The 12,382-nt window shown below is 69.9% G+C and carries 11 protein-coding genes and 1 tRNA gene; 5 read left to right on the top strand and 7 right to left on the bottom strand.

Annotation, left to right across the window (positions count from 1 at the left end; all coding sequences use genetic code 11):
- Positions 1-108: 108 nt before the first annotated feature.
- Positions 109-987, top strand: coding sequence for a GNAT family N-acetyltransferase (locus C0216_RS23095; protein WP_114057129.1), 879 nt, complete (start codon positions 109-111; stop codon positions 985-987).
- A gap of 62 nt (positions 988-1,049) precedes the next feature.
- Here C0216_RS23095 and C0216_RS23090 read toward each other — a convergent pair whose 3' ends face one another.
- Positions 1,050-2,852, bottom strand: a complete 1,803-nt coding sequence (locus C0216_RS23090) for a bifunctional metallophosphatase/5'-nucleotidase (RefSeq protein WP_114057128.1) — start codon at positions 2,850-2,852, stop codon at positions 1,050-1,052.
- 134 nt (positions 2,853-2,986) lie between these two features.
- Here C0216_RS23090 and C0216_RS23085 point away from each other — a divergent pair, with 134 nt between their 5' ends.
- The 3 genes from C0216_RS23085 (at position 2,987) to C0216_RS33585 (ending at position 6,143) form a co-directional block, all read left to right on the top strand.
- Positions 2,987-3,688, top strand: coding sequence for an SIMPL domain-containing protein (locus C0216_RS23085; RefSeq protein ID WP_114057127.1), 702 nt, complete (start codon positions 2,987-2,989; stop codon positions 3,686-3,688).
- Positions 3,689-3,857: 169 nt separating this feature from the next.
- Complete coding sequence (gene pyk, locus C0216_RS23080; RefSeq protein WP_114057126.1) at positions 3,858-5,285, top strand: pyruvate kinase; 1,428 nt, start codon at positions 3,858-3,860, stop codon at positions 5,283-5,285.
- A 168-nt stretch (positions 5,286-5,453) separates the two neighbouring features.
- Complete coding sequence (locus tag C0216_RS33585) at positions 5,454-6,143, top strand: LppU/SCO3897 family protein (RefSeq protein WP_162793279.1); 690 nt, start codon at positions 5,454-5,456, stop codon at positions 6,141-6,143.
- On the opposite strand, the gene C0216_RS23070 is transcribed toward C0216_RS33585, so the two are convergent.
- A complete protein-coding gene (locus C0216_RS23070; protein ID WP_114057125.1) occupies positions 6,144-6,878 on the bottom strand; it encodes a helix-turn-helix domain containing protein in 735 nt (244 codons plus the stop codon).
- Positions 6,879-6,988: 110 nt separating this feature from the next.
- Positions 6,989-7,063: transfer RNA gene (locus C0216_RS23065), tRNA-Leu, on the bottom strand.
- A 99-nt stretch (positions 7,064-7,162) separates the two neighbouring features.
- On the opposite strand from C0216_RS23065, the gene C0216_RS23060 reads away from it, so the two are divergent.
- A complete protein-coding gene (locus tag C0216_RS23060; RefSeq protein WP_114057124.1) occupies positions 7,163-7,819 on the top strand; it encodes an ANTAR domain-containing response regulator in 657 nt (218 codons plus the stop codon).
- A 100-nt stretch (positions 7,820-7,919) separates the two neighbouring features.
- On the opposite strand, the gene C0216_RS23055 is transcribed toward C0216_RS23060, so the two are convergent.
- The 4 genes from C0216_RS23055 to C0216_RS23040 are packed head-to-tail and all read right to left on the bottom strand — an operon-like array spanning position 7,920 to position 12,377.
- The gene (locus tag C0216_RS23055) at positions 7,920-8,636 is read right to left on the bottom strand and encodes an ABC transporter ATP-binding protein (RefSeq protein ID WP_114057123.1); all 717 of its coding nucleotides are present in this window, start codon (positions 8,634-8,636) and stop codon (positions 7,920-7,922) included.
- Positions 8,633-9,709, bottom strand: a complete 1,077-nt coding sequence (locus C0216_RS23050; protein WP_114058858.1) for an ABC transporter ATP-binding protein — start codon at positions 9,707-9,709, stop codon at positions 8,633-8,635. Before C0216_RS23050 ends, C0216_RS23055 begins: the two co-directional genes overlap by 4 nt.
- Positions 9,710-9,714: 5 nt before the next feature.
- Positions 9,715-11,439, bottom strand: coding sequence for a branched-chain amino acid ABC transporter permease (locus C0216_RS23045; protein WP_114057122.1), 1,725 nt, complete (start codon positions 11,437-11,439; stop codon positions 9,715-9,717).
- Between the two features lie 5 nt (positions 11,440-11,444).
- Complete coding sequence (locus C0216_RS23040) at positions 11,445-12,377, bottom strand: branched-chain amino acid ABC transporter permease (protein WP_114057121.1); 933 nt, start codon at positions 12,375-12,377, stop codon at positions 11,445-11,447.
- Positions 12,378-12,382 lie beyond the last annotated feature (5 nt).

Below are 12,382 nucleotides of genomic sequence, written 5' to 3'. Positions count from 1 at the left end.
CGGTGCAGGCCGGCGCTGTCGACCAGGAGGTGTGAAGCACATGCGCACGAGTGCCCAGGAGCTGAGCTCGCGTACCGGCCCATGCCACCTCCTCTCGACGGAGACACCTTGTCCCTTCGCATCACCCCACTGACCGACCCCGCCCACGGGCCGCACGGCCGGCGTCTTGCCTGGTTGGCGTCGGACGCGGAGTCCAACCCCGCCGGGACCGCCTTCCTGCGCCTGCTCGACGGCGGACAGGATCACCTCGCCGAGCTCGACCTCCGCGTTCATCCTGCGGAGCGCCGCAAGGGCGTCGGCTCCCGGCTCCTCGACACCGCCGTGGCCACCGCCCGCGACAACGCCCGGCGCCGCATCGTCGCGCAGGCAGAAGCCGGATCGCCCGGCGACCATTTCCTGGCAGCGCGCGGTTTCCGGAAGGTCCTCACCTTCAGGTACACCCGCCTGGCAATGGCCGGGGTGGACACCACCGTCCTCGCCGGAATCGTCGAGCGTCCTCATCCCGGCTACCGGCTGGCGTCATGGCGGGGAACCGTCCCCGACGACCTCGCCCGGACGTTCGCCGCCTCACGCCGCGCCATGGACGACATGCCCGTGGACGACGCTGAGTACGGCACCGTGGCCTGGGACGTGGACCGCGTGCGGGCCGCAGCGAAGGCCGTCGAGCAGCGTGGCGACCACCTGCACAGCGTCGTCGCCATCGACGCCTCCAACGGCTCGATCGCCGGGTTCACCGAACTCGTCATCCCCGGCAACGGCGCAGGTGACGGCCAGCACTACGGCACGGGCGTACTGCCCGAGCACCGTGGCCACGGCCTCGGCCGATGGATGAAGGCCGAGTCGATCCGACAAGCCCACAGGGACTATCCGGACCTCGCCGGCCTCCTGGCCGACACGGCCGACAGCAACGCGCACATGCGGCGGATCAACGACGGTCTCGGCTACACGCCCACGCACACGACACACCAGCACCAGCTCGACCTCTAGGGCCGGACGGACCGGACCGGGGCACCACCCCGCCCGGCCTGTCCGTGCTTCCGGCACACGCCCTAGAACACCGGCACGCCCGCCCGCGTCAGGCGCCACCCCACCGACGCGAAGCCCGCCGGATCGACCCTCCCCTTCGCCCTCACCCACGAGATGATCGTGTTCCGGATCTCATCCGAGTCCGCCCACACCTGCTTCGCCCCCGCCACGTGCGGGAACGCCCCGCCGCCCGACGCGCGGTAGTTGTTCACCGCCAGCACGAACCGCGCCTGCGGATCCACCGGCCTGCCCTCGAACGACAGCCCCGTGATCCGCGAACCGACCGGCTGCGCGATGTCCACGTCGTACACCAGCCCGTACACCGCGTCGTAGTTGTAGTCCGGTATCCCGTCCGCATTCGTCAGCTTCGACGGATCCACCACCGCATCGGGAGCCGTCCGCACGAAGTACCGGGCCGAGTACTCCAGGTAGTCCTTCACCTGCGCACCCGTCAGGACCCGGGCCTCCAGCGTGTTCTCGAACGGGTACAGGCCCGCCGCGTCCCGCAGCGTCACCTTCCCCTCCGGGATCACCGCCGTCCGCGAGAAGCAGGACGCCTGCGACAGCACCGGCAGCGCAGCCCACTCCGTGCCCGCGAGGGCGACCTTCACCGTCTCCGCCTGCACGTGGTTGATCAGGTCGATGATCGGGACGTCCTTCACGGGGCCCTCCGCCGACGACATCGCCTGCGTCGACGTACCGATCACCTGGTTGACGTACTCCACGACCTTCCGGTGCTCGTCCGAGAGCAGCCGCACGATCTTCGGGTCCTCCGGCACCGTGTTCGCGTTCAGCACCCGCGCCGACACCGAGGCCACCGACCAGCGGCCCCGCTGCCACGACAGCTCGAAGTCGAACAGCGTCAGCCGCTGGCCCCACTTCAGCGGCTCCGACAGCACCACGTCCCTGCCGGTCGCCTTGTTCCGCACCCGGTACTCCGGTATCTCCGTGTGCGCGTGCCCGACCAGGATCGCGTCGATCCCCGGCACCTGCTCCGCCACCAGGCCCGCAGCGTTCTCCACGTACGGCAGCTGGTCCCCGTACGACGACGTACCGCTCGAACCGGAATGCGCCGACACGATCACCACGTCGGCGCCCATCGACCGCAGCCGCGGCACGTACTTCGCGGCCTGCTCCTCCAGCCCCGGGAACGCCATCTTCCCCTGCACGTGCGCCTTGTCCCAGATCGCGATGCCCGGATTCGTCAGGCCCAGGACCGCCACCTTCACGTCCCGCCCGTGCGGAGTGCGCAGCCGGTGCATGCTGTACGGGGGGAACGCCGGCCGCAGCGACCGCGCATCCACCGCGTTCGCCCCGAGCAGCGGGAAGTCGCACTGCTCCTGGAACTTCCGCAGCACCGGAATCCCGTAGTTGAACTCGTGGTTCCCCAGCGCCGCCGCGTCATAGCCGATCGCGTTCATCGCCTGCGCCATCGGATGCACCGGGCCGCGGCGCGCGGTGATCGGGTCCACCTTGGCGTAGTAGTACGACAGCTGCGTCCCCTGGATCGTGTCACCGGCATCGATCAGCAGCGTGTTGCACCGCCCCTTCTCCGCCCGCACCTTCTCCACCAGCGTCGAGATCTTCGCCAGGCCCACGTCGTTGTGCGCCTTGTCGTCGAACTCGCGGTCCGTGAAGTAGTCCCAGTTGAAGACGTTCCCGTGCAGGTCCGTCGTCCCCATCACCGTGAACGCGTACGTCCGCCCCGGCCGCGGTCCCGGAGCCGGCGCAGCCGCGGCCGCCGGCACCGCAGCCGCCCCCGTCCATGCCACAGCCGCACCCGTCACTGCCGACGAGCCCAAGAACACCCTGCGGTCCAACCCCATACCGAACTCCCTGAAAAACGCACTGACCACACTGACAACGCGCGTAGATTCTGACCCATCGGCAACAACCGGCAACACCCCCTCCGCACCCCAACTCCCTGCCACCCGGCCCCCGCAGTGCCACAGTTGGACCCATGACCACCGACACCCCGCACCAGCCCTACGGAACCCCCGACACCCCCCGCATCGCCGTCCGCGGCGAGGCGCACCTCGAAGTCGACCCCGAAATCGCCCGTATCGGCATCACCGTCACCGCCCGCGGCACCGACCGCCGCACCGCACTGGAAGACCTCACCCGCCGCAACGCCGCCACCCTCGACCTCATCAAGAGCTACGGAGACGCCGTCGAAAAACTCGAAACCGGCGCCTTCTCCATCACCCCCGAACCCGCCCGCCACGGCCGCGGCGAACGCGTCCGCGCCTACCACGGCCGCGTCCACATCACCGCCGAACTCACCGACTTCACCGCCCTCGGCGAACTCGCCACCCGTCTAGCCGACCTCGAACTCACCCGCGTCGACGGCCCCTGGTGGGCGCTGCGCCCCACCTCGCCCGCCCATGCCGAAGCCCGCCGCCAGGCCGTCCTCGACGCCGTCCAACGCGCCCGCGAATACGCTGACGCGCTCGGGGCCCGCCTCGCCGCCCTCGTCGAACTCGCCGACCTCGGCGCCGAGAACGCCGCCCCGATCGCCATGGCCGCCCCCGCCGGCACCATGCGCGCCATGGCCTTCGGAGCCACCGAGGAAACCGCACCGCCCCTCGACCTGGAACCCCAGCGCCAAACCGTCTACGCCCAGGTGAACGCCCGCTTCACCATGACCCCGCCGCACCTCTGACGGACCCGCGGAAAACAGCCTGGAGAACCGCACGGAAACCCACCCCGGGGGTGCTCATCAGAGCACCCCCACGCACATTCAACAATTGTCAACAACCCTTCGCCCAGGCGTTGTTGGGCGGACACCGGAAGCCCACCGCCTACCGCCCGGTAGGGCATACGCTCACCTCATGCGCCGAGCAAAAATCGTATGTACCCTGGGACCCGCCACCGACTCATACGACCAGATCAAAGCCCTGGTCGAAGCCGGAATGGACATCGCCCGCCTCAACCTCAGCCACGGCACCTACGCCGAACACGAGGAGCGCTACGAGCGCGTGCGCAAGGCCGCAGACGAGACCGGCCGCAGCGTCGGCATCCTCGCCGACCTTCAAGGCCCGAAGATCCGCCTCGGACGCTTCACCGAAGGACCCGTACTCCTTGAACGCGGCGACACCTTCACCGTCACCGTCGAGGACACCCCCGGCGACCGCCACACCTGCGGCACCACCTACAAGGGCCTCGCCGCCGACGTCACCCCCGGCGAGCGCATCCTCGTCGACGACGGCCGTGTGACCCTCGAAGTCACCGCCGTCGACGGCCCCCGCGTCCACACCCGCGTCATCGAAGGCGGCATGGTCTCCGACCACAAGGGGCTCAACCTCCCCGGCGTCGCCGTCTCCGTCCCCGCCCTCTCCGACAAGGACATCGACGACCTCCGCTGGGCGCTGCGCACCGGCGCCGACGTCATCGCCCTGTCCTTCGTCCGCACCGGCCGCGACATCGACGACGTCCACCGCATCATGGACGAGGAAGGCCGCCGCCTCCCCGTCATCGCCAAAATCGAAAAGCCCCAGGCCGTCGAGAACATCGACGACATCGTGGCCGCCTTCGACGGCATCATGGTCGCGCGCGGCGACCTCGGCGTCGAGATGCCCCTGGAACAGGTCCCGATCGTCCAGAAGCGCGCCGTCAAGCTCGCCAAGCGCAACGCCAAGCCGGTCATCGTCGCCACGCAGATGCTCGACTCGATGATCGAAAACAGCCGGCCCACGCGAGCCGAGGCCTCCGACGTCGCCAACGCCGTCATCGACGGCACCGACGCCGTCATGCTCTCCGGCGAGACCAGCGTCGGCAAATACCCCGTCGACACCGTCAAGACCATGTCCCGCATCGTCGAAGCCGCCGAAGAGGACATCCTCGCCAAGGGCCTCCCGCCGCTCACCGAGCGCAGCAAGCCCCGCACCCAGGGCGGAGCCGTCGCCCGCGCGGCCGCCGAAATGGGCGACTTCCTCGGGGCCAAGTTCCTCGTCGCGTTCACCCAGAGCGGCGACACCGTCCGACGCCTCTCCCGCTACCGCTCTCCCATCCCCCTCCTCGCCTTCACCCCCGACGCCGCGACCCGCTCCCAGCTCAGCCTCACCTGGGGCGTCGAAACCTTCCTCGGCCCCCACGTCGACTCCACCGACGCGATGGTCGCCCAGGTCGAGGAAGAGCTCCTCCGCATCGGCCGCTGCGTCCCCGGCGACACCGTCGTCATCACCGCCGGCTCGCCTCCCGGCGTCACCGGCTCCACCAACCTCGTCCGCGTCCACCGCATCGGCCGCCCCGTCCGCTGACGCGTACACCCCAGGCACCCCGCACGCCCCCGCCACCACCTCCGGCGGGGGCGCCCGCACACCCGCCGGCAACGATCCGCCACCACTCCGCCGGAACCACTGCGTCACCGCCCCGGCACCCGGCACAATCCCCGCGACGACCACGGAACACCCGGCTCGACCCACCTCATGGAGAAGCCCGTGCCGCCGCAGGAGATCCCGATCACCCTCACGCCCGAACAAGCCGCCGCGGGCACCGTCCTCAACCTCCCCCTCCGCGACGGCGCCACCGCACGCCTCGCGCTCCCGCCCACCCGACACGGCGACCTCGTCCGCGGACGGATAGCGGGCCAGGAGGTCCTCTTCCGCATACAGGTGGCCGGCGCCCCGCCGCCGGCCCGGAAGGGCAACCCCCTCGGCTGCCTCCTCGCCGTCCTCGGCGCCGCCGCGCTCGTCGCCGGCATCGCCGCCCTCGCCGACGACGACACCGACACCACCGCCGACAAGCGCCCCGCCGCCGGCTCCTCCGCCCGCCCCTGGACCCCGGCGCCCCTCCCCACCCTCGACCTCCCGGACCTCGGCACGCCCACCAGCGCCGCCCCCCAGCCCAGCCCGTACGACGAAGGCACCTGCCTCAACGGCACCCTCCCCGACTCGACCACCGCGACCCGCGTTCACAACGTCAACGAAGTCCCCTGCTCCGCCGCCGACGCGCACTACAAGGTCATCCAGCGCTTCCCCTTCACCACGGAGATGGAGCGCTGCCAGGCCAACCCCAGGACCGAGTACGCCTTCTCGCACAGCTACACGCGCAACGGCGTCCCCATCAACCAGTACGTCTACTGCCTCGTCGGCATCGGCAGCTACGCCCGCCGGTAGCTAGTGCTTCGGCCCCACGTGCATGTCCATGAGCGCCACGGACTCCCTGCGGGCGATGGAGGTGTTGTGCTGGTTGGCGCGCGTCCAGCTCACCCCGAGGCGGTCCAGGGTGGTCGTCAGGAGGGCGGTGATGTCCGCCGACTTGTTGGTGAAGAAGTAGCGCGGGTACTCGTACCGCTTGCCGTTGCGGACGGTCCAGTTGGTGATCCGGCATCCGTCGGAGTGGATCAGACCGCGGACGAGGGCCCACGGGTGGGTGTCGACCATGGCCTGCTGCCAGGGGAGCAGGTGGATGCGGCGGTCGTGCTTCTTGCCCGGGGCGTGCTGGGGGAACAGGCAGGTCCAGTGGTGTCCGAAGCTGGTCACCACGACCCAGCCGGACCGCTTCAGGACGTAGACCCGGTTCGTCGGGCGGACGGCGGCTATCGCTGCCCGGCACAGTTCGATCAAGCCGGGCCAGGCCTCCCCGCAGGCGATGCGCAGGTGGTGTCCCCCGCGTGGGTGGGGGCTGATGCAGCCGTCGCCGAGATAGAGGCCGAGCAGATAGACGTAGGACTCCTGGTCGGCGGGGCCGACACATTCGGTGTCCCGGCCCGTGCGGCGGAGCGGCTCGATTCGGATCCGCCAGGCGCGCAGGGCGGAGCGGGAGATGCCGGTCTCGGCGCTCACCGAGTTCAGGCTGCGACCTTGCTCGACCAGAGCGAGGGCTCGTCGACGGGTGGCGATGTCGTACATGTGCGCGACGTTTGCGCAGAAGGACGCCGTAGATCGCCCGAAACGGGTCTCGTTCCCCGGAAAGGGTGATGGTCACGCGCTGTCGCGTGACCATGGAATTCAAGGAAAAGTGCCCCGGGTCGGACTCGAACCGACACTGTATGGGTTTTGAATCCATCGCCTGCTGCCAATTGGGCTACCGGGGCCCAACGAATCGAAGGTTGTCATCGACCCGCTGCGTGTCCACCTTACCGCAGCTAGGTAGGCTCGGGGGAGCTTGTCTGCCCCGCATCGAGGAGCCCACCGTGACCGCCGAGCACGAGTCGACGCCCACGCCCGACGCCGACCAGTCGCACGTTCCGCCGCTGACGACCCGCGTCGTCATCGCCGAGGACGAGGCGCTCATCCGTCTCGACCTCAAGGAGATGCTCGAGGAGGAGGGCTACTCCGTGGTCGGCGAGGCCGGCGACGGGCAGACCGCCGTCGAGCTGGCCCGGGAGCACCGCCCGGACCTGGTCATCCTGGACGTGAAGATGCCCGTCCTGGACGGCATCTCGGCGGCGGAGAAGATCGCCCAGGAGTCGATCGCGCCGGTCCTGATGCTGACGGCGTTCTCGCAGCGCGAGCTCGTGGAGCGGGCGCGGGACGCCGGGGCCATGGCGTACCTGGTGAAGCCGTTCAGCAAGAGCGACGTCGTGCCGGCCATCGAGATGGCGGTGTCGCGGTTCGCGGAGCTGCGGGCGCTGGAGAAGGAGGTCGCGGACCTCGCGCAGCGGCTGGAGACCCGGAAGCTGGTGGACCGCGCGAAGAGCATCCTGCAGACGCAGTACGGGCTGTCGGAGCCGGCGGCGTTCCGGTGGATCCAGAAGACGTCGATGGACCGGCGGATGTCGATGCAGCAGGTCGCGGAGGCGGTCATCGAGGACGCCGAGGAGAAGAAGAACGCGGCCAGGCAGGGCTGAGGCCCGCCCCGCCGGACGGCACGTGCGTACAGACGGGTGAGGCCCGCCACCGGGGGTTCCGGTGGCGGGCCTCACCCGTGTGCGGGCGGTGCCGCGGCGGTCAGTCCTCGCCGAGGTAGGCCTTGCGGACGTCCTCGTTGTGGAGGAGTTCCTGGCCGGTGCCCGAGAGGACGATCTTGCCGATCTCCATGACGTGCGCCTGGTCGGCCAGGGAGAGCGCGGCCTGGGCGTTCTGCTCGACGAGGAGGATCGTCATGCCCTGGGCCTTGAGTTCCGCGATGGTGGACATGATCTTGTGCATCATCAGCGGGGAGAGGCCCATGGAGGGCTCGTCCAGCATGAGCAGCTTCGGGCGCGACATGAGCGCGCGGCCCATCGCGAGCATCTGCTGCTCGCCGCCCGAGAGGGTGCCGGCGGCCTGCTTGCGGCGCTCGCCCAGGATGGGGAAGAGCTCGTAGGCGCGCTGGATGTCCTTCTCGATGCCTTCCTTGTCGTTGCGGAGGAAGGCGCCGAGCTGGAGGTTCTCGGCGATCGTCAGCCGGGGGAAGATGTGGCGTCCCTCGGGGGAGTGGGCGAGGCCCAGGGAGACGATCTTGTGGGCGGGGACGGTGCCGAGGGGCTGGCCGTCGAAGGTGATGGTGCCGCCGCGGGGCTTGATGAGGCCCGAGAGGGTGCGGAGGGTCGTCGTCTTGCCGGCGCCGTTGGTGCCGACGAGGCAGACGATCTGCCCGGTCTCGACGGTGAAGGAGATGCCCTTGACGGCCTCGATCTTGCCGTAGGCGACCTTGAGGTCGTTGACCTCCATCAGTACGGTCACTTGGCTTCTCCGTCCTTGCTGGTGGTGCTGTCCGCGTCGGCGGCCGGCTCCGAGTCGGTTCCGGCCTCCTCTGCGGTATCGGCGTCGTCCGCGGTGTCGTCGTCCTGGCCTTCGGCGTCGGCGGCGTCCTCCTCGGTGTCCCCGGCCTTGGCCGGGGCGTCCGCCTTCGCCGGGGCGGCGGCCCCGGCGGCATCGGCGGCGGCCTCGGCGGCGTGCTGCTCGGCGGCCTCGACCTCGGCGGCCTCGGCGGCGCCGGGGGCGCCGTCGAAGGGCTCGCCGAGGTAGGCGGCGATGACGCGCTCGTCGCCCTGGACCTCCGCGGCGGTGCCCTCGATGAGCTTCTCGCCCTGGACGAGGCAGGCGACCCGGTCGCACAGGTTGAAGATGAAGCGCATGTCGTGCTCGATGACGAGGACGGCGATGCCCTTGTCCCGGATGGCGAAGATGAGCTCCTCGGCCGCGCGGGTCTCCTGCGGGTTCATGCCGGCGGTCGGCTCGTCGAGGAGCAGGAGGCCGGGGTCGCTGGCGAGGGCGCGGGCGATTTCGAGCTTGCGCTGCTCGCCGTACGGGAGGTTCTTCGCCAGGTGCTGGGCCTTGTGCTCCAGGCCGATGAACTCCAGGAGCTCCATGGCCCGGGCCTCGGAGGCGGCTTCGGCCTTCTTGAAGCCGGGGCCGCGCAGGAGGGCCGACCAGAGGCCTTCCTTGGTGCGGGTGTGGCGTCCGACGAGGACGTTCTCCAGCACCGTCATGTTGGAGAAGAGCCGGATGTTCTGGAAGGTGCGGGCGATGCCTGCCTGCGTGACCAGGTGGGGCTTGGGCGGAAGGACGGTGCCCTTGTAGCTGACCTTGCCCTCGGTGGGGACGTACAGGCCGGTGAGGCAGTTGAAGAAGGTGGTCTTGCCGGCGCCGTTGGGGCCGATGAGTCCGACGATCTCGCCCGAGTTGACCTGGAGGTCGACGCCCTTGACGGCGGTGAGGCCGCCGAAGCGCATGGTGACGCCGCTCGCGTCGAGGACGGTCTCGCCGGCCGGTGCGGCGGCGGGCTTGGTGGTGGTGTCGGTGGTGGTCGTCATGGTGTTCACGCACCCGCCTTGGCGGTGGCCAGGTCGGTGGGGGCCTGGTCAGCGGTGTCGTCGTGGTACTCGAGCTTGGCGCGCTTGTCGGCGATGAGGCCTTCGGGGCGCAGGCGCATGAGCAGGATGAGGGCGATGCCGAACCCGAGGAGCTGGTAGTCCTGGAGGAACTGGAGCTTCGCGGGGATCAGGAAGAGGAGTGCGGAGCCGAGGATGGGTCCGCGGATGGTTCCCATGCCGCCGAGGATGACGGCGGCGAGGAGGAACGCGGAGTTCGGCGGGACGGGCCCGGCGAAGACGTAGTTCTCGGGGACGACCGTGGTGTTGACGTGTGCCTGGACGGTGCCGGCGAGGCCGGCGAGGGTGGCGCCGAGGGCGAAGGCGATGAGCTTGACGCGGAAGCCGTTGATGCCCATGGCTTCGGCGGCGGTCTCGTCCTCGCGGATGGCGACCCAGGCGCGTCCGATACGGCTGTTGCCGGCGCGGGCGAACACCAGGATGACCAGGGCCATGACCAGCAGCATCAGCAGGTAGTAGTTGGCGTAGGCGCCGAGCGTGATGCCGAAGACGTTGTGGGCCTCGCCGAAGTTCCACCCGAAGAGTTCGAGGTGGGGGATGTTCGGGATGCCGTTGGGGCCGTTGGTGATCTTGGGGCCGGAGGTGCCGTCGAGGTTGCCCATGGCGATGCGGAAGATCTCTCCGAAGCCGAGGGTCACGATGGCGAGGTAGTCGCCGCGCAGGCGCAGGGTCGGTGCACCGATGACGACGCCGAAGACGAGGGAGGCGATGGCCCCGACGATGACGGCGGCCCAGAAGGGCAGGTGGACACCGAAGGCGGAGGCGGTGCTTCCGGAGACCAGGGCGGCGGTGTAGGCACCGACGCCGAGGAAGGCGACGTAGCCGAGGTCGAGGAGGCCGGCGAGGCCGACGACGACGTTGAGGCCGAGGGCGACGGTCGCGAAGATCAGGATGTTGACGGCGATCAGGGTGTAGGTGTCGCCGCTCTGCTGGATGAACGGGAAGCCGATGAAGGCGGCCGCGGTCGCGATGAGGGCGACCTGGCGGTGCCGGCCGGTGATCGCGGCGAAGCGGTCGGGGAGGCCGGACTTCATCAGGCCCGTGGCGGCGAGGCCGACGGTGATCAGGTACGCGATGAAGAGCTGCGGTTCCTTGTCATCGGTGTCGATGCCGAACGTGATGACGTAGAGGCCGAGGGCGTAGACGCCGACGATGATGAGGATCTCGGCCCAGGAGGGGAGGGTGCCCGCGGGGGCGGCCTTGCGCTTGTCGTCCGCGAGCTTGAAGGCGGCGGCGGCCGGGACCAGCGAGGCGAGGGCGGCGACCCAGGCTCCGGGCTCCAGGTGGACGAGGCCGCCGAGTTCGACGGCGATCGAGCCGACGGTGAAGACGGTGGTGGCGGCCGCGCCGGCGGCGAGGAAGCGGAGGGTGGCGCTGTGGCCGTTCGGGGCGAGCCAGCCGAGCCCCTTGGTGCCGAGGGCGGAGAGGGCGTAGAGCCCGGTGAGGAGTGCGCCGACCAGGGTGAGCATCTGGAGGGGCGCGGGGTACCCGTAGAGGGTGAGGTTGCCCGGGAAGGCGGTGGTGTACGTCCACGCCAGGAAGGCGCTGATGACGGTCAGGGCGGAGCCGCCGGTGATCGCGTACAGCAGGGTCCTGTTGGCGGTGGCGGGCTGCGCGGCCACGGTGGCGGGGGTGGTTTCGGTGGTGGTCATGGTTCTCACGCCCGATCCGTGACGCGCTGGCCGAGCAGGCCTTGGGGCCGCACGAGGAGGACGACGATGAGGAGGACGAAGGCCCAGACGTTGGCCCAGGCGCCGCCGCCGAGCTGCTCCATGCCGGGGATCTCCTCGATGTAGGCGATCGAGAGGGCCTCGGCGAGGCCGAGCACGACGCCGCCGACCATGGCGCCGTAGATGTTGCCGATGCCGCCGAGGACGGCCGCGGTGAACGCCTTGAGGCCGAGGATGAAGCCCATCTCGAAGTTGATCTGGCCCTTGTCGACGCCGTACGCGACGGCGGCGACGGCGGCGAACGCGGCACCGATGGCGAAGGCCATGACGATGATGCGGTCGGTGTTGATGCCCATCAGCTTGGCGGTGTCGGGGTCCTGGGCGGTGGCCTGCATGGCGCGGCCGCTGCGGCTCTTGGAGACGAAGACGCCGAGGGCGAGCATGCAGAGCGGGGCCAGGGCGAGGACGAAGGCGTCGGCGCGCTGGATGGCCAGGTTGTCGGTGATCTGGAAGGCCTTGCCGGTGAACTCCGGGAAGGTGACGGCCTTCTTGGCGTTCGGGTAGAACTGCCAGACGAGCTGCTGGAGTGCGATCGAGAGGCCGATGGCGGTGATGAGGGGTGCCAGGCGCGGTGCCCCCCGCAGCGGGCGGTAGGCGAAGCGCTCGGCTGCGGTGGCCACGGCGACGGAGGCAAGGGCGCCTCCGAGGATCATGAGGGGTATCGCCACCAGGAGCGAGGTTCCGCTCGGGAGTGCGGTGTAGGTGGTGAGGGCGCCGAAGCCCCCGATCATGAAGATCTCGCCGTGGGCGAAGTTGATGAGCTGGACGATGCCGTAGACCATGGTGTACCCGATGGCGATGAGGCCGTAAAGGGCACCGAGGGCAAGGCCGTTGGCCAGCTGTTGCGGCAGTTCGTGCACCGCAG

The organism is Streptomyces globosus, assembly GCF_003325375.1.
GTDB classification, from domain to species: domain Bacteria; phylum Actinomycetota; class Actinomycetes; order Streptomycetales; family Streptomycetaceae; genus Streptomyces; species Streptomyces globosus_A.
This window is presented reverse-complemented; position numbering and strand designations above follow the sequence as displayed.

Excerpts from the sequence above, each read along its gene's own strand:
- C0216_RS23090 (WP_114057128.1), bottom strand. The coding sequence starts at position 2,852 with ATGGGGTTGGACCGCAGGGTGTTCTTGGGCTCGTCGGCAGTGACGGGT.
- pyk (WP_114057126.1), top strand. The coding sequence starts at position 3,858 with ATGCGCCGAGCAAAAATCGTATGTACCCTGGGACCCGCCACCGACTCA.
- C0216_RS23045 (WP_114057122.1), bottom strand. The coding sequence starts at position 11,439 with ATGACCACCACCGAAACCACCCCCGCCACCGTGGCCGCGCAGCCCGCC.
- C0216_RS33585 (WP_162793279.1), top strand. The coding sequence starts at position 5,454 with ATGGAGAAGCCCGTGCCGCCGCAGGAGATCCCGATCACCCTCACGCCC.
- C0216_RS23050 (WP_114058858.1), bottom strand. The coding sequence starts at position 9,709 with ATGACGACCACCACCGACACCACCACCAAGCCCGCCGCCGCACCGGCC.
- C0216_RS23070 (WP_114057125.1), bottom strand. The coding sequence starts at position 6,878 with ATGTACGACATCGCCACCCGTCGACGAGCCCTCGCTCTGGTCGAGCAA.
- C0216_RS23085 (WP_114057127.1), top strand. The coding sequence starts at position 2,987 with ATGACCACCGACACCCCGCACCAGCCCTACGGAACCCCCGACACCCCC.